The organism is Microbacterium sp. S1037 (assembly GCF_048381605.1).
In the GTDB taxonomy this organism is placed as follows: Bacteria; Actinomycetota; Actinomycetes; order Actinomycetales; family Microbacteriaceae; genus Microbacterium; species Microbacterium testaceum_B.
In genome coordinates this window covers 181286-196799 of record NZ_JBLWIG010000002.1, presented here as the reverse complement: position 1 = coordinate 196799, position 15514 = coordinate 181286, and the positions used below count along the sequence as shown (strand labels likewise).

Sequence of the window (15514 nt, the reverse complement as noted above, 5' to 3'; positions counted from 1 at the left end):
AACGCCGAGGCGCGCCATAATCGAAGGATGAGCCGCGCACCGAGACCCGTCTCGGTGCGCGCGCGACTCCTCGGCGCGATCCTCGGCGTTCTGCTGCTGGGACTCATCATCGCGGGAGGGGTCACCTTCCTCGTGCAGAGCGAGCGTGTCATCGCCAACGCGGAACGTCAGCTCGACGGCTTCTCGAGCACGGCCCCATCCAGCGGAACGGATGCCGTCGAGCTCGTCGGTGCGACCATCCCCGGACGCACCGACGGCACCGTCGCCCTGTCGGGCACGACGGTGCTCGCGGGTACACCGTCGCCGCCGGGGCTCTCCCTCTCGAACGACACGCGCTTCGTCTCGGCCGTCAGCGACGCGATCGCGCGCGGAGAATTGCGCGGGCGTGTCGACAGCGAGCACGGACCGGTTCTGTACGCCGCCGTCCCGCTCGACGGGGCTTCGGTCGTCCAGGCGATCTCGATCGATCAGCGGATGGAGCTGGTCACCCTCTCGACCACCACGTTCGCCATCGCGGGCACCGTGGTCCTGCTCGCGGTGGCCGTCGCGGGCTGGTTCGTGACCGGCCTGCTCTTCTCGCCCCTCCGGCGGCTCCGCGACACGACGGATGCCATCACCTTGGCGGATCTGGGCACGCGTCTGCCGCCGCAGGGCAACGATGAGATCGCCGACCTCACCTCCTCCGTCAACTCCATGCTGGATCGTCTCGCGATGTCCGTCGAAGCCCAGCGACAGCTGCTCGACGACGTGCGTCATGAGCTCAAGACGCCGATCACGATCGTGCGTGGGCATCTCGAGATGATGGACCCCGCCGACCCGCACGACGTCTCCGAGACGCGCGACCTCGGAATCGCCGAACTGGACCGCCTTTCGCGTCTGGTCGACGACATCGATGCCCTGGCCGTGGTCGAGGCCGGTTCTCTGACCACCGAGGTCATCCAGGTCGCGGCTCTGACGGACCGCGTCGGCGAGCTGGTCAGCGCGATCCCCCACCACACCTGGACGGTCGAGTCCCGCGGTCGCGGAGCGATCCACGGCGACCACGACCGCCTCGTTCAAGCGTGGCTGCAGCTCGCGGACAACGCCGCGAAGTACACCCCACCGGGGACGCCGATCGAGATCGGCAGCAGCGTCGGTGACAGCAGCGCCGATCTGTGGGTGCGCGACCACGGTCCCGGCATCCCTCCCGCTGCGCGCCACCGCGTCTTCCGCCGGTTCGACCGCATCTCGACGCGTCGCGGGGTCGAGGGATCCGGACTCGGACTGTCGATCGTGGATGCCATCGCCAAAGCCCACGAGGGCTACTGCAGCGTCAGCGACACGCCCGGTGGCGGCGCGACCGTCACGTTGCATCTCCCTCTCGGTCGGTCGCACTCCGCCGCCGACCTCCCCACCCCCGTGCGCGCCGGAGACGTCGTGATGCAGAGAGAGGCCACCGGATGACTCGCATCCTCATCGCCGAGGACGAAGAGCGCATCGCCGCGTTCGTCGCGAAAGGATTGGAGGCGGCCGGCTATCAGACCGCGACCGTCGACGACGGTGCCGAAGCCCTCAGTGCCGCTCTGTCCGGTGACATCGACCTGGTGCTGCTCGACGTCGGACTGCCCACGCTCGATGGCTTCGAGGTGCTCCGCACCCTCCGGGGACAGGGGTCCGCGATCCCCGTGATCATGCTCACCGCGCGGACCAGCACGCGCGACACCGTGGACGGTCTCGACGCGGGAGCGAACGACTACATGGCGAAGCCCTTCAAGTTCGATGAGCTGCTCGCGCGCGTCAGGTCGAGACTGCGTGAACCGCTCACGGCGCACACCATCTCGATCTCGCACGGCGACATCACGCTCGACGTGCGCGGGCGACGGGCGAGCATCGACGGGCGCGACGTCGACCTGAGCGCGCGCGAGTTCGCCCTCGCCGAGGAGTTCCTCCGCCACGCGGGGCAGGTCCTCAGCCGCGAGCAGCTCCTCAGCCGCGTCTGGGGCATGGACTTCGACCCCGGCTCCAACGTCGTCGACGTGTACGTGAGATACCTTCGCGCGAAGTTCGGCGCCAGCCGCATCGCGACCGTGCGCGGAGCCGGCTACCGCTGGGAGTAGTCGCCGTTAACCCGAAAGCCCCCGGCGGGGGGAAACCGGGGGCTGTGGGGAGATCCTGCTCCGGGGGTCTGCTGACTTACCCGAAATGCAGCGACCAGCCCGTTGAGAGCGGATCTCGTGTTCATTTCTCAGGGGGGACCGCCGGGGGCGGTGACGAGACTGTTCCCTCGTCGATGGCTCCATTCTGCCGTGCGCATATGAAAGCCACAGGAGCCGAGAATGAGAATGCTCTCATCTAGGAAAAGACGGAGGGCTCGAGCGGTTCGCCCGAGCCCTCCGTTGTGGAATCACGTCAGGAGAGTTCGCCGGCCTCCAGAAGATCGGTCACGAGAGCGGCGATCGCCGAGCGCTCCGAACGCGTCAGGGTGACATGGCCGAAGAGCGCGTGACCCTTCAGCGTCTCGATCACCGAGGCGACGCCGTCGTGGCGCCCCACGCGCAGGTTGTCGCGCTGCGCCACATCGTGCGTGAGCACGACGCGGGAGTTCTGCCCGATGCGACTCAGCACCGTGAGGAGCACGTTCCGCTCGAGAGACTGGGCTTCGTCGACGATCACGAAGGCGTCGTGGAGGGAACGACCGCGGATGTGCGTGAGAGGCAGCACCTCCAGAAGACCACGGGCCAGCACCTCCTCGAGGACGTTGCCCGAGACGACCGAGCCCAGCGTGTCGAAGACCGCCTGCCCCCAGGGCCCCATCTTCTCGGCCTGGTCGCCGGGCAGATACCCCAGCTCCTGCCCGCCGACGGCGAACAGCGGCCGGAAGACGATGATCTTCTTCTGCTGCTGCCGTTCGAGTACCGACTCGAGCGCGGCGCACAGCGCCAGCGCCGACTTGCCGGTGCCCGCCCGCCCGCCGAGCGACACGATGCCCACCTCGGGGTCGAGCAGCAGATCGAGGGCGATGCGTTGCTCGGCCGATCGACCGTGCAACCCGAAGGCGTCGCGGTCTCCGCGGACGAGCCGGAACTCGCCGTCGCCCGTGACACGGCCGAGCGCCGAACCGCGCTCGGAGTGGATGATCAGCCCCGTGTTCACCGGCAGACCGACGACCTCGTCGCTCGTGGCCACTTCGCTCTCGTACAGGTCGCTGAGATCGTCGCCCGAGATGTCGAGAGACGCGATTCCCGTCCATCCCGAGTCCATCGCCTGCTCGGCCAGGTACTCCTCCGCCGTCAGGCCGAGGGACGCGGCCTTCACGCGCATCGGCAGATCCTTCGACACGACGGTGACCTCGGCGCCGTCCTTCGCGATGTTCATCGCGACGGCGAGGATGCGGCTGTCGTTGCCGCCCGTGCGCATGCCCGAGGGCAGGACCATCTGGTCGGTGTTGTTCAGCTCCACGCGGAGGGTTCCGTCGTTGCCGACGGGGACGGGGAAGTCGAGGCGCCCATGCTCGATCCGGAGCTCGTCGAGATGACGGAGCGCCTGCCGAGCGAAGTACCCGATCTCGGGGTCGTGGCGCTTGCCCTCGAGCTCGGTGATCACCACCACGGGTATCACGACCGAATGCTCCGCGAAGCGGAAGAATGCCCGCGGATCGCTCAGAAGGACAGACGTGTCCAGAACATAGGTGCGCAGATCCTGTTCGGAGACGCTGCTCTCGTCGACGTGACGCTGGTCGAATGGTGCTCGTGCAGTCACAACCCACTCCCGACCCGGGTGTCTCACCCGGCTGTCACGAGTCGACCTGTGGGTCACGAGTCGCAATCCGAAGGCCGACTCGATCGGGCTCCGTGCCCGATGTGATCACCGTACGATGCCCAGCGGCATCCGAGGGTCGTTAACACACCACCAAAATGACAAGTGTGTGAACAAGTTTCACTCTCGTGGTGAGGGTTGTCGGCCCGTGAGCCTTACTGACCGAAACGCCGATCCCGGGCGGAGAAGTCGCGGATGGCCCGGAGGAAGTCGACCTCTCGCAGATCCGGACCCAGCGCCTCCACGAAGTAGAACTCGGAATGAGCGGACTGCCACAGAAGGAAATCGCTGAGGCGCTGCTCGCCCGAGGTGCGGATGACGAGGTCGGGGTCCGCCTGGCCGCCCGTGTACAGATGCTCGCCGATCTGCTCGGGCGTCAGACTGGCTGCGAGCTCCTCGAGAGAACCGCCCGACGCGTCGTGCTTCGCGATGATGCTGCGCACGGCGTCCACGATCTCGCTCCGACCCCCGTACCCCACCGCGAGGTTGACGTGCAGGCCGGTGTGCGAGCGCGTCCGCTCGGTGACCTCGCGCAGAACCTCGGCGAGCTCGGGCGGGAGCCCTTCGGCCCGACCCACGTGCTGGACGCGCCAGTCGGGTTCGAGCGACAGCTCCCGGGCGAGCTCGGCGATGATCTCGAGCAGGTCACCCAGTTCGCGGCTGTCACGCTTGAGCAGGTTGTCGTTCGACAGCAGGTACAGCGACACGACGCCGATGCCCAGGTCGTCGCACCACCGCAGGAACTCGTGCATCTTCGCCGCGCCCGCGCGGTGCCCGTGCGCCGCGCTGTCGTAGCCGAGCTGACGCGCCCATCGGCGGTTGCCGTCGATCATCATGGCGACGTGGTGCGGAACGGTCGCGGGCATCCGTCGACGCAATCGCGAGGCGTACAGACGATACAGGGGGCCACGCCCCTCGTTCCTTCGCCTCCGCGCCACCCGCCTACGCTACCGCGCGCAGGGCGGTTCGCCGTTTCGCGTGGGCGGCTTCCACCTGCGGAAAAGGTGAGCATCTCTCCGCGTTCCATCTGCGGCATGGGCGGACGCGTAGGGTTTTCCCGTGACCCCGACGATCCCTGATGACGGTGTGGAGATGCCGCAGCTTCCCCTGCTCGAGGCATCCGCCGTCAGCGCCCAAGACGAGGTCAAGCCGACCTGGCGCGGATGGATCCACGCGGGCACCTTTCCCGTCGCAATCGCGGCCGGCATCGTTCTCATCGTCCTCGCGCACGGCGCCCCGGCCAAGTGGGCATCCGCCGTGTTCGCGGCATCCTCGCTCCTCCTCTTCGGCAACTCAGCGCTCTATCACCGCTTCCACTGGAAGCCGAAGACCAAGGCCGTCCTCAAGCGCATCGACCACGCCAACATCCTGCTGTTGATCGCGGGCACGTACACGCCTCTCGCGGTCCTGGCCCTCGATACCCCGCAGACGGTCCTGCTGCTCTCGATCGTGTGGGGCGGTGCGCTGCTCGGCATCCTGTTCCGCGTGTTCTGGATCAACGCCCCGCGCTGGCTGTACGTGGCGCTGTACCTCGCCCTGGGCTGGGCCGCGGTGATGTACATCGTCGACCTCTTCAAGGCGAATCCGGCGATGATGGTGCTCGTCGTCGTGGGCGGCCTGCTCTACACCGCCGGAGCGATCGTCTACGCGCTCAAGCGGCCGAACCCGTGGCCGGGGCACTTCGGTTTCCACGAGATCTTTCACGTGTGCACCGTGCTGGCGTTCCTGTGCCACTGGACGGCGTGCCTGCTGATCGCCCTCGCTCCGGCGTACCACGGCGGCTGAGCGACCCGCCTGGTCGCGCAGATTCGGACCAGAGCGCCAGAATCGGACGGCATGCCCCAGGCTTTCCGAATTCGGTCGACCTCTCCGATTCTGCGACGCTCCGGATTACGGATGCCGCGGCCTCGAGGCCGCGCTCAGCGGCGGGGAGCGGCGGGGTCGGTGTCGTCGTCGTCCGGTACGGCGGCCGTCCGAGCGGCGCGCGCCTGCTCCTCGGCGTCGAGCTCGGCGTTGACCTCTTCGCGGTAGCGCCCGCGACGGATGCGACGCAGCATGTCCCAGACGAGGAGGAACACCGCGACACCGATGAACGCGATCGCGCCGAAGCCGAACGGCCCGGGCGTGACGAGGGAGTCGTCGGGGGTGTTGGCCGGGGTGGGCGTGGTCGCGAGAGCGACGAGCACGGGAAGCATGGAGTCCTTCGGTCCGGGCGGAAGCGCGTAGCCTGGAACTCCAGCCTAAAGCCCGGAGAGACCATGACGACGCAGGAGATGCTCGATGAGCGCTACGGTCGGCGCACGTCACCCCGCCGCCGGATCGTGCTGTGGAGCATCGTCGGCGTCGTCGCGCTGACGCTCACCGCGCTGCTCGGGTGGGCCACCGTGTCGAACACCCTGCGGTCGGTCACAGCGACCGACACGGGCTTCACCGTCACGGATGCGAGCGCCGTCACGATCTCCTTCCAGTTCACGGCCCCCGTCGGTGAACCCGTGGCGTGCGCGATCGAGGCGCAGGACGAGGACCACGGAACCGTCGGATGGCGGGTGGTCGAATACCCGGCATCCGAAGATCACAGCCGGGCGTTCACCGAAGAGATTCCGACCCTCGCGCTGGCGACCACGGGTTTTGTCAACTCCTGCTGGGTGCCGTAAAATAGCCTCAGATGACGCGCCCCGGCTCGATGCCGGGGCGTTCGACATATACCCCGGCGGCACACGCGATGAACGCCGCTCGCCCTCGACGAAGGAGTAACCGTGTCCAACGACGCTCAGGTGACGTTCCTCACCCAGGACGCCTACGACCGTCTGGCTCAGGAGCTCGAGCACCTCTCGACCACCGGCCGTGAAGAGATCGCGAAGCGCATCGAAGCCGCCCGCGAAGAGGGCGACCTGAAAGAGAACGGCGGCTACCACGCCGCGAAGGACGAGCAGGGCAAGCAGGAGGCGCGTATCCGCACGCTGCAGCAGCTCCTGAAGGACGCCAAGGTCGGCGAGGCGCCCGAGAGCCACGGCGTGGTCGAGTCGGGCACGGTCGTGACCGCCGTCGTCGCCGGCGGCGAAGAGAAGTTCCTGCTCGGCAACCGCGAGATCGCGGCGAACTCCGAGCTCGACGTCTACAGCGAGGCCTCCCCGCTGGGTGCGGCGATCATCGGCCTCAAGGAGGGCGAGAAGGGCTCCTACACCGCCCCCAACGGCAAGGAGATCTCGGTCGAGATCCTCAAGGTCGAGACCTACTCCGGCCAGTAAGCCCCACGATCACGAGCCGCTCCCCCGTTCGGGGTGAGCGGCTCGTGGCGTTTCGGGGTCAGGATGCCACGGCTCCGGGCCGTGCTGCGCGTCAGGGGCGCCTGCGCGCCCACCGTTCGAGACTGGGTGCGTACACGACCCCGAGCCGACGGGGCGGCTCGGGGACCGGCGAGTCAGTCGGGGACGACGGTCGCGATGAAGCCCGCGTCCTCGAGCGTCTTGATCACTAGCGCGCGGTGCTCGGCACCGCGGGTCTCGACGCTCAGCTGCAGGATCACCTCGCTGATCTGCAAGCCCTGCCCGTGACGCGTGTGGAGCACCTCGATGACGTTCGCGCCCACCTGCGCGAGAAGCTCCGAGACGCGCGCGAGCTGGCCGGGACGGTCGGGCAGCGGGATACGCAGCGACATGTATCGACCGGATGCCGAGAGACCGTGCGCCACGACGCGCTGCAGCAGCAGGGGGTCGATGTTCCCGCCGGACAGGATCGTCACGGTGGGGCCGGTCGCCTGGATCTTGCCCGCGAGGATCGCGGCGACGCCCACGGCACCGGCGGGCTCGACGACCTGCTTCGCCCGCTCGAGGAGCACGAGCAGAGCGCGCGCGATGTCGTCCTCGGTGACGGTGACGACCTCGTCGATGTACTGCCGGATGAGTTCGAACGGCAGATCGCCGGGGCGGGCGACCGCGATGCCGTCGGCGATCGTCGGGGTCGTCTCGACCTGCATCGGGTACCCGGCGGCGAGCGACGACGGGTAGGCGGCGGAGTTGTGCGCCTGCACGCCGATGATGCGCACGTGACGGCCTTCGGCCGCGGCGCGGGCCTTGACGGCGGCGGCGACGCCGGCGGCCAGACCGCCTCCACCGATGCCCACGATGATCGTCTCGAGGTCGGGCATGTCTTCGACGAGCTCGAGCCCGAGCGTCCCCTGCCCCACGACGATGTCGCGGTGGTCGAACGGGTGGATCAGCACGGCCCCCGTGCGCTCGGCGAACTCGGCGGCGAGGCGCAGCGGCGTCTCGACGGTGGCGCCCTCGAGGATCACCTCGGCACCGTACCCACGCGTGGCCAAGAGCTTCGGCACGGGGACGCCGAGCGGCATGAAGATCGTGGCCGGGATGCCGAGCTGCTGAGCCGCCAGCGCGACGCCCTGCGCGTGGTTGCCGGCGGAGGCGGCGACGACTCCCCGCGCGCGCTCCTCCGCCGTCAGGCGCGACAGACGGTAGGTGGCGCCGCGGATCTTGAACGAGCCGGTCCGTTGCAGGTTCTCGAGTTTGAGGTTGACGGGAACGCCGAGCAGCTCGGTGAGGTGCAGCGACTCGTCGAGCGGGGTCCGCGTGATGATGCCGCGCAGAGCCTGCGCGGCATCCTCGAACTCGGCCAGGGTGGGAGTGTCGTTCATGATCTCCTTCCGCGCTCGCGCGGGACGGTCTGCCAGATGAGATCGCGGGACGCCAGCGGCTGCCCCTCGTGCTCCCAGGCCTTGGAACTGAGGTACACCGCGACCACGTTGACGAACGCCGCGAGCGGCACGGCGAACAGCGCACCGGCGATCCCACCGATCATGGCGCCTCCGGCGACGACCAGGACGACGGCGAGCGGGTGCACCTTGACCGCCGACCCCATCAGGATCGGCTGGAGGATGTGACTCTCGACCTGCTGCACGCCCAGTACGACGATGAGCATGAACAGCGCGATGAGCGGGCCGTTGTAGACGAGCGCGATGAAGACGGCGAGAGCGCCGGTGGCCACGGCTCCGACGAACGGGATGAACGCCCCGAGGAAGACCAATACCCCGATCGGGATGGACAGCGGCACTCCGAGAAGGAAAGCGCCGAGGCCGATACCGATCGCGTCGATCGTCGCGACGAGCAGCTGCGTCCGCGCGTAGCTCTTGACCGTGCGCCAGCCCGCACGACCGGCGCCGTCGACGGCCGGGCGCGCGACGCGCGGGAACAGGCGCGTGGTCCAGCGCCAGATGCCGCCACCGTCGGCGAGCAGGCACAGCAGGATGAAGAGCGTCAGCAGCACCCCGGTGCCGACGTGGCCGAGAGTCGTTCCGATGGCGAGGGCACCCGTCCACAGGAGCTCCGCCTGCTGTTGCAGGAAGGTCCCGGCCTGGGTCAGTCCGTCGTCGATCTGCTGCGCACTGAGGTGCAGGGGGCCGTCGATGAGGTACTGGCGGAACTGCTCGACCGCGAGCACCGTGCGGTTCTGGACCGAGGCGAACTCGCGCGAGATCTGCCAGACCGCGAGCCAGACGAGGCCCGAGATGATCGCGATGGTCCCGAGCACCGTCACGACGATGGCGAGCCACTTGGGCCAGCGGTGACGCTGAAGGAACGAGAACGCCGGCCAGACGAGCGCCGTGATGAGGATCGCGACCAGGAGAGGGATCACCAGCAGCTTCAGCTGGATGACGACCCAGATGACCACGCCGACGGCGGCGGCGATCACGAGCAGCCGCCACGCGTACGCCGTGGTCTGCCGGAGCGCCGGGGGTATCGCAGGCTGAAGATCGCTCGAAACCGTGCGCCGTCGGAGGGCGTCGAAGAACGATCCGCGAGGCTCGGGATCGGGTCCGGTCATCCTGTCAGCCTACCGCCGCGCTCCCTGCGGGATCGCCGTGATGTCGGAGGCTGTGGCTACGGTGAGACGCATGATCACGACGCTCCGCCGCGCCGACGCACGCCGCATCGCCCTGGCCGCCCAGGGCTTCGCCCGCCCTCGCCCCGAGACGGTCGGCACGCGTCAGATCACGGGTGCGCTGCACCGCATGCGCATCCTGCAGATCGACTCGGTCAACGTCTTCTCGCGCTCGCACTACATGCCGCTCTTCGCGCGCCTCGGTGGGTACGACACAACCCTTCTCGACAAGCTCGCGTTCTCGCGCCGGCCGAGATGGGCGGAATCGTGGGCGCATGTGGCATCCCTCGTCCCCGTCGACGACTGGCCGCTGCTGCAGTTCCGTCGCGACGCCCTGCGCGACAAGTACGGCAACGACGGCTGGGCGGCTGCCAACCAGCCGCTGTTGCAGTGGCTGCGCGATGAGCTCGCCGCGCGCGGCCCGCTGCGTCCGGCCGAGATCGAGCACGATGCTCGCAGCGGCTCCCGGGGGTCGTGGTGGGGCTGGGACGACGTCAAGAACGGCCTCGAGCGGCTGTGGCTCTTCGGCGACGTCGCGATCGCGGGGCGACGGGGGTTCGAGCGGCGGTATGCGCTGGCATCCGATGTCCTTCCGCCGTCGGCGCTCGAGACCACCGTCCCGCGTCAGATGGCCATCGCCGAGCTCGTGCGGCGGGCTGCGGTGGCGTACGGCGTGGCGACGGCCGCCGACCTCGCCGACTACTGGCGCATCCGCGACCGGCCGGCGGTGATGGCCGCCGTGCACGACCTGGTCGACGCCGGCGAGCTGATCCCCGTGCAGGTGGAGGGGTGGCAGGTGGCTGGGCGACCCGCGAAAGCATGGCTGCACCGGGATGCCGCGCGCCCGCGCCGCGTCGATGCGACGGCGATCCTCACGCCCTTCGACCCGGTGGTCTGGTTCCGCGACCGCGCGGAGCGGCTGTTCGATTTCGACTATCGCATTGAGATCTACACGCCGGCTCCCCAGCGTCGGTTCGGCTACTACTCGCTCCCGGTGATCGTCGGCGACGACGTCGTGGGTCGCGTCGACCTCAAGGCCGACCGTGCGTCCAGCGCCCTCCGCGTGCAGTCGGCGTGGTGGGAGCACGGCGCGCCACCGGACGCCGCCGAGCGACTCGCGGCCGAGTTGCTCACGGCTGCGCGCTGGCAGGGTCTCGATCGCGTGACCGTTTCCCGATGGGGCGACGCCGCGGACGCCCTGGCGGGCGCGCTCCGCGCAGAACGCCATGAGCATCCCGACGGGCGCTCCACCTGAAACGCGCCCCCTCCGATCCGGAGAGGGCGCGTTCGGTCAGAACTGGACGCGAGGTGGTTCGGCGATGGCCGCGCCGTCGACGACCTCGAAGAACTCCCGCTCGCTGAAGCCGAGCTGCCGGGCGAACAGGTTGTTCGGGAAGACCTTGATCTTCGTGTTGAGCTCGCGGACACCCCCGTTGTAGAAGCGACGCGAGGCCTGGATCTTGTCTTCGGTGTCGACGATCGAGTGCTGCAACTGCAGGAAATTCTGGCTCGCCTGCAATTGCGGGTACGCCTCGGCGACGGCGAACAGCGACTTCAGGGCCTGTTGCATGTGGCCCTCGGCGACGCCGGCCGCCGCGGGACTCTCGGCCGAGAGCGTCTCGGCACGAGCGCGCGTAACGTTCTCGAACACGGCCTTCTCGTGGGCCGCGTACCCCTTCACCGTCTCGATGAGATTCGGGAGCAGATCGGCGCGGCGCTTCAGCTGGACCGTGATGTCACTCCACGCCTCGTCGACGCGCACGTTCAGCGCGACGAGCGAGTTGTAGGTGGCCCACAGGTAGATGCCGGCGATCACCACGATGCCGACGATCACCAAGACCGGTACGAGCCACTCCCACATAAGTCCCCACACTCCGTTCGGAAGATTGCCCTTCAGTGTAACCGTGGCCCGGGGCAGGGAACCGGGGGGTGGCGGGGACTCTCAGCGGATGTGGATCAGGGCCAGTACCCCCGGTGGGACTCGAACCCACACTGAAGCGATTTTAAGTCGCCTGCCTCTGCCATTGGGCTACGGGGGCCCGAGGCTCAACCGTATCGCGGGTGGCCCCGGGTACCGGCATGAGGAACGCCGCGGGGTTCGGGCATGCGCACGGCGGGCCGTTAGGCGGACTTCGGTCGCGACACGCCGGCGCACGACGGGGCCGAGCGGCGCGTCGGCCATGAACTCCGCACGACGGCACCGGATGCCGCGGGGCCGGGGCGTGGCATCCGAAAACGACGAGACCCGACAGTGGCATCGACCCGAAGATTTCGACGCCGCCACAGCGGACCGTCAGGCGGAAACGGGCGACGACACGCCGGCGACGGGCGTGCCGGAGCGGCGCGTCGGCCATGAACTCCGCACGACGGCACCGGATGCCGCGGCGCCGGGCCCGGAACCGCCCGACACCTCCGTACCGCCCCGCGGACTCCTTCCCCGACACGCCGCCACACGGCGGGGTAGAACGGCGGGTCGGTCATCGACTCCGCACGACGGCACCGGATGCCGGAACGCCGGGGACGCGGCATCCGGGAACGACGAGACCCCCGAACCCGGAAAGGGCGCGGGGGTCTCGAGACGCGACGATTACTTCGCGGAGACGGGCTCGGGCTTCTTCTCGGCCGCGGGCGCCTCGGCGGCCGGGGCCGCCGGGCGGGGGCGAGCCGCGAACTCCTCGAACGTCGCGCGCGGGTTCTGCACGGCCTCGAGGTTGACGGTCTCGCGACCGTGGACGAAGTTCTGCACCCAGTCGCCGATCACGCGGAACTTGCGCTCCCACGTCGGCATGGCCAGGCCGTGGTAACCGCGGTGGGCGAGCCAGGCGATGAAGCCGGTCAGCGCGATCTTGCCCGACTGGAAGGCACCGTTGTAGAGGCCGAGACCGGCGACGGCACCGAGGTTCTTGTGGAAGTACTGCTTGGGCTCCTCGCCGCGCAGCACCGCGACGATGTTCTTTGCCATGAGCTTGCCCTGGCGGACGGCGTGCTGAGCGTTCGGCACGCAGAAGCCGCCGACGCCGCCACCCGAGAGGTCGGGAACGGCCGAAACGTCACCAGCGGCCCAGGCACCCTCGACGAACTCTTCGTCGGTGCCGACGCGCAGGTCGGGGCGGGTGCGGATGCGACCACGCTCCTCGACGGGGAGGTCGCTGCCGCGAACGACGGTGGGGTTGGCCATGACACCGGCGGTCCAGATGATGAGGTCGGTCGGCAGCTGCTCACCCGTGGAGAGCTCGATGACGCCGTCGACGGCACCCTTGACCTGCGTGTCGAGGTGCACGAAGGCACCCTTCTTCGCGAGGTCGGCGAGCACCCACTCGCTCGTCTTCTGCGACACCTCGGGCATGATGCGGCCCATGGCCTCGATGAGGTGGAAGTGCGTGTCGTCGAACGACAGCTGGGGGTAGGACTTCAGCAGCGACGACGCGTAGGCACGCAGCTCGGCGAAGACCTCGATGCCGGCGAAGCCGCCGCCGACGACCACGACGGTCAGCAGACGGTCACGCTCGGGACCGGCGGGAAGCACCGACGCCTTGTCGAAGTTCGAGGTCAGACGGTCGCGGATCGCGACCGCTTCTTCTATCGTCTTGAGGCCGATCGCGTTCTCGGCGATGCCGGGGATCGGGAAGGTGCGCGAGACGGCCCCGGCGGTCACGACGATCTGGTCGTACTCGTGCTGCCAGGTCTCGTCGCCCGCGATGGGGGTGATCGTCGCGGTCTTGGTCGCGTGGTTGATGCCCGTGACCTTGCCCGCGATGACCGTGGTGCGCTTGAGGTGGCGACGGAGGCCGACGACGACGTGGCGCGGCTCGATCTCACCGGCCGCGACCTCGGGGAGGAACGGCTGGTAGGTCATGTAGGGCAGCGGGTCGACGATGGTGACCTCGGCCTCGCCGCGGCTGAGCAGCTTCTCGAGCTTCCACGCGGTGTAGAAACCCGCGTAGCCTCCGCCGACAATGAGGATCCTGGGCACGGTGCTGGTCACGATGGGAGAGACTCCTGGTTTGTGGTGCGGCTCGGCTCGCGATGAATGCGCGCCTTTCGAATTCGCCGGGCAGCAGCACTGACGCCGAGCGCAATCATTATAGCGGCGAGCGTGGCACCCGCGAGCGGCAGCGACCCGTACAGCACGGTATCGCGGGACGGGAGCAGAGGCGAACTCGCGGAGGGCGGCCCCTCGATCGGCGGGAGCGGCGGGATCGAGACGGGCGCGGAAGTGGGCGTCGGGCTCGGCTCGCTGTCGGCGCGGCGGTAGACGCGGATCCAGTCCTCGAGACTGCCGAGCGGGTTCTCCGACACCGAGTCGACATCCGCCGTGACGGCACGGGATGCGTCGACGAGACCGTAGCCGTAGAGGAGGTCGAGCCCGGGTGAAGTGCCCGGGGCCGGCTTCGCGGTCGAGATGAGACGGTTCAGGACGTTGTCGGCATCCATTCCCGGATGCGCGGCACGCACGAGCGCGGCGATGCCCGCCACGATCGGCGCTGCGCCGCTCGTGCCGTTCCATTGCGCGAGCGTGCCGTCGGCCGACACGCCCAGGAGGCGCTCGCTCGGAGCCGAGATGCCGATCGTGATGCCCTGGGTGGACGCGTCGCTGCTCGCGCGTCCGGACGGGTCGACGCCACCCACCGCGAGCACACCGGGGATGGTCGCGGGTGCGCCCACACGGTCGGTGCCACTCCCCCGGTTGCCGGCGGCGACGACGACGACCACGTCATGGTCGAACGCGTACATGAAAGCGTCGTCCCAGCTGGGATCCCAGTCGAGCGTGTTCGTCGTGAGCGAGAGGTTGATGACGGTCGCTCCATTGTCGACGGCCCACCGCATGGCCTTCGCGATCTGTTCGGTGAAGGGAACGGATGCCGAGGCCCCGAACCCGATCGAGATGGAGAGCAGTTCCGCTTCTGGGGCGACACCGATCATCCCGCGGCCGTTCCCGGTGCCGCGAGAAGCCGCGAGAGAGGCGACCCAGCTTCCGTGGTTGGAGTCCACCGCGCCCACCGGAGTGCGGCCATCGGACGAGCCGGCGCCCGACACGTCCGTTCCGCCGGCGACAGCGCCGTTGAACTCGGTCGGCCCGCGTCCGATTCCCGTGTCGATGATGGCGATCGTCTGCCCCGCACCGCGGGTGGTCTTCCACGCATCCCGGATGCCGTACTGATCGAGCCAGTACTCGGAAGCGCGGACGCTGTCGGTGGGGTCTTCGGGCACGGGAGCAGTCGTCGCCCCGCTGAGCATCACCGCGAGGACGAGGGATGCCGCCGCGGCGACGACGCGTCTCATCCTCCGGCTCCGGGCGTCTCGCAGACGCACCGCTCGGGCGACCAGGTTCCGCGGGCGAGGGCGCGGTCGCCGATCGGGTTGACGCCGGGACCGGCGGCGAGGGAATGGCCGGCCAGAGCGTGCAGGCACTTGACGCGGGTCGGCATCCCCCCGGCGGAGATCCCCGCGATCTCGTCGGGCTCGCCGTACGCCGCTCGGTCGCGCAGATAAGCCTCGTGCGCGGCGAGATACGCGGCGCGCAGGTCATCGTTCTCGGCGAGCTCGTCCTGGAACTCCTTCATGACGTGCCCGGCCTCGAGCACCGACATCGCGGCCGTCGCCGCGGGATGCGTCAGGTAGTAGAACGTGGGGAACGGGCTACCGTCGTCGAGCCGTGGAGACGTCGCAACCACGGTGGGGTTGCCGCAGACGCAGCGCGCCGCAATGCCCACGACGCCGCGCGGCACACGGCCGAGCTGCGTCTGCAGAACGGCGAGGTCGGCGTCGGAGGCGGGGGGAAGCTGCGGAGAAGTCATCGCTTCCAGGGTACCGGGAGGTGTTG

At 69.0% G+C, this 15514-nt stretch carries 15 protein-coding genes and 1 tRNA gene; 6 read left to right on the top strand and 10 right to left on the bottom strand.

Going from position 1 to position 15514, the window contains the following annotated elements; translation table 11 throughout:
- Nucleotides 1–27 precede the first annotated feature (27 nt).
- Together ACMW4R_RS11620 and ACMW4R_RS11615 are read left to right on the top strand one after the other, a co-directional pair.
- Complete coding sequence (locus tag ACMW4R_RS11620) at nt 28–1443, top strand: sensor histidine kinase (RefSeq protein ID WP_058627272.1); 1416 nt, start codon at nt 28–30, stop codon at nt 1441–1443.
- Entirely contained in the window at nt 1440–2096 is a 657-nt protein-coding gene (locus ACMW4R_RS11615; protein ID WP_058597824.1) for a response regulator transcription factor, read from the top strand. The genes ACMW4R_RS11620 and ACMW4R_RS11615 overlap by 4 nt, the downstream gene beginning before the upstream one ends.
- 292 nt (nt 2097–2388) lie before the next feature.
- Here the strand turns inward: ACMW4R_RS11615 and ACMW4R_RS11610 are convergent, their stop codons facing one another.
- Both ACMW4R_RS11610 and ACMW4R_RS11605 read right to left on the bottom strand, forming a co-directional pair.
- The gene (locus ACMW4R_RS11610) at nt 2389–3738 is read right to left on the bottom strand and encodes a PhoH family protein (protein ID WP_058597825.1); all 1350 of its coding nucleotides are present in this window, start codon (nt 3736–3738) and stop codon (nt 2389–2391) included.
- Nucleotides 3739–3950: 212 nt separating this feature from the next.
- Nucleotides 3951–4733: an isoprenyl transferase gene (locus ACMW4R_RS11605; protein ID WP_058597826.1), complete on the bottom strand. Its 783-nt coding sequence runs from the start codon at nt 4731–4733 to the stop codon at nt 3951–3953.
- 154 nt (nt 4734–4887) lie between these two features.
- Between ACMW4R_RS11605 and trhA the strand changes: the two genes are divergently transcribed.
- Nucleotides 4888–5580 carry a PAQR family membrane homeostasis protein TrhA gene (gene trhA / locus ACMW4R_RS11600; RefSeq protein WP_058597848.1) on the top strand — a complete coding sequence of 231 codons (693 nt, stop codon included), beginning with the start codon at nt 4888–4890 and terminating at the stop codon, nt 5578–5580.
- Nucleotides 5581–5714: 134 nt separating this feature from the next.
- On the opposite strand, the gene ACMW4R_RS11595 is transcribed toward trhA, so the two are convergent.
- A complete protein-coding gene (locus ACMW4R_RS11595; protein WP_058597827.1) occupies nt 5715–5990 on the bottom strand; it encodes a hypothetical protein in 276 nt (91 codons plus the stop codon).
- A gap of 63 nt (nt 5991–6053) precedes the next feature.
- Between ACMW4R_RS11595 and ACMW4R_RS11590 the strand changes: the two genes are divergently transcribed.
- Nucleotides 6054–6449, top strand: a complete 396-nt coding sequence (locus ACMW4R_RS11590; RefSeq protein WP_418299995.1) for a DUF4307 domain-containing protein — start codon at nt 6054–6056, stop codon at nt 6447–6449.
- Between the two features lie 102 nt (nt 6450–6551).
- Entirely contained in the window at nt 6552–7043 is a 492-nt protein-coding gene (greA, locus tag ACMW4R_RS11585; RefSeq protein WP_058597829.1) for a transcription elongation factor GreA, read from the top strand.
- A 173-nt stretch (nt 7044–7216) separates the two neighbouring features.
- Here greA and ilvA read toward each other — a convergent pair whose 3' ends face one another.
- Nucleotides 7217–8446 (bottom strand): threonine ammonia-lyase, encoded by a 1230-nt coding sequence (ilvA, locus tag ACMW4R_RS11580; RefSeq protein ID WP_058597830.1) that lies wholly within the window; start codon nt 8444–8446, stop codon nt 7217–7219.
- Entirely contained in the window at nt 8443–9633 is a 1191-nt protein-coding gene (locus tag ACMW4R_RS11575) for an AI-2E family transporter (RefSeq protein ID WP_058597831.1), read from the bottom strand. Before ACMW4R_RS11575 ends, ilvA begins: the two co-directional genes overlap by 4 nt.
- Before the next feature lie 70 nt (nt 9634–9703).
- On the opposite strand from ACMW4R_RS11575, the gene ACMW4R_RS11570 reads away from it, so the two are divergent.
- A complete protein-coding gene (locus ACMW4R_RS11570) occupies nt 9704–10945 on the top strand; it encodes a winged helix-turn-helix domain-containing protein (RefSeq protein ID WP_418299994.1) in 1242 nt (413 codons plus the stop codon).
- 36 nt (nt 10946–10981) lie between these two features.
- Here the strand turns inward: ACMW4R_RS11570 and ACMW4R_RS11565 are convergent, their stop codons facing one another.
- The 5 genes from ACMW4R_RS11565 to ACMW4R_RS11545 form a co-directional block, all read right to left on the bottom strand.
- Nucleotides 10982–11551: a LemA family protein gene (locus ACMW4R_RS11565; protein ID WP_058597833.1), complete on the bottom strand. Its 570-nt coding sequence runs from the start codon at nt 11549–11551 to the stop codon at nt 10982–10984.
- 105 nt (nt 11552–11656) lie between these two features.
- Nucleotides 11657–11729, bottom strand: a tRNA-Leu gene (locus tag ACMW4R_RS11560).
- Between the two features lie 548 nt (nt 11730–12277).
- Nucleotides 12278–13675 carry an NAD(P)/FAD-dependent oxidoreductase gene (locus ACMW4R_RS11555; protein ID WP_241490513.1) on the bottom strand — a complete coding sequence of 466 codons (1398 nt, stop codon included), beginning with the start codon at nt 13673–13675 and terminating at the stop codon, nt 12278–12280.
- Nucleotides 13672–14973 (bottom strand): S8 family serine peptidase, encoded by a 1302-nt coding sequence (locus tag ACMW4R_RS11550; protein ID WP_058629321.1) that lies wholly within the window; start codon nt 14971–14973, stop codon nt 13672–13674. Before ACMW4R_RS11550 ends, ACMW4R_RS11555 begins: the two co-directional genes overlap by 4 nt.
- Nucleotides 14970–15488: a DUF501 domain-containing protein gene (locus tag ACMW4R_RS11545; protein ID WP_058597835.1), complete on the bottom strand. Its 519-nt coding sequence runs from the start codon at nt 15486–15488 to the stop codon at nt 14970–14972. The genes ACMW4R_RS11550 and ACMW4R_RS11545 overlap by 4 nt, the downstream gene beginning before the upstream one ends.
- Nucleotides 15489–15514 lie beyond the last annotated feature (26 nt).

What these genes read in the sequence shown, in the direction of transcription:
- ACMW4R_RS11550 (WP_058629321.1), bottom strand. Translation starts at nt 14,973, where the DNA reads ATGAGACGCGTCGTCGCCGCGGCGGCATCCCTCGTCCTCGCGGTGATG.
- ACMW4R_RS11615 (WP_058597824.1), top strand. Translation starts at nt 1,440, where the DNA reads ATGACTCGCATCCTCATCGCCGAGGACGAAGAGCGCATCGCCGCGTTC.
- ACMW4R_RS11545 (WP_058597835.1), bottom strand. Translation starts at nt 15,488, where the DNA reads ATGACTTCTCCGCAGCTTCCCCCCGCCTCCGACGCCGACCTCGCCGTT.
- trhA (WP_058597848.1), top strand. Translation starts at nt 4,888, where the DNA reads ATGCCGCAGCTTCCCCTGCTCGAGGCATCCGCCGTCAGCGCCCAAGAC.
- ACMW4R_RS11590 (WP_418299995.1), top strand. Translation starts at nt 6,054, where the DNA reads ATGACGACGCAGGAGATGCTCGATGAGCGCTACGGTCGGCGCACGTCA.
- ACMW4R_RS11570 (WP_418299994.1), top strand. Translation starts at nt 9,704, where the DNA reads ATGATCACGACGCTCCGCCGCGCCGACGCACGCCGCATCGCCCTGGCC.
- ACMW4R_RS11620 (WP_058627272.1), top strand. Translation starts at nt 28, where the DNA reads ATGAGCCGCGCACCGAGACCCGTCTCGGTGCGCGCGCGACTCCTCGGC.
- ACMW4R_RS11575 (WP_058597831.1), bottom strand. Translation starts at nt 9,633, where the DNA reads ATGACCGGACCCGATCCCGAGCCTCGCGGATCGTTCTTCGACGCCCTC.
- ACMW4R_RS11595 (WP_058597827.1), bottom strand. Translation starts at nt 5,990, where the DNA reads ATGCTTCCCGTGCTCGTCGCTCTCGCGACCACGCCCACCCCGGCCAAC.
- ilvA (WP_058597830.1), bottom strand. Translation starts at nt 8,446, where the DNA reads ATGAACGACACTCCCACCCTGGCCGAGTTCGAGGATGCCGCGCAGGCT.
- ACMW4R_RS11565 (WP_058597833.1), bottom strand. Translation starts at nt 11,551, where the DNA reads ATGTGGGAGTGGCTCGTACCGGTCTTGGTGATCGTCGGCATCGTGGTG.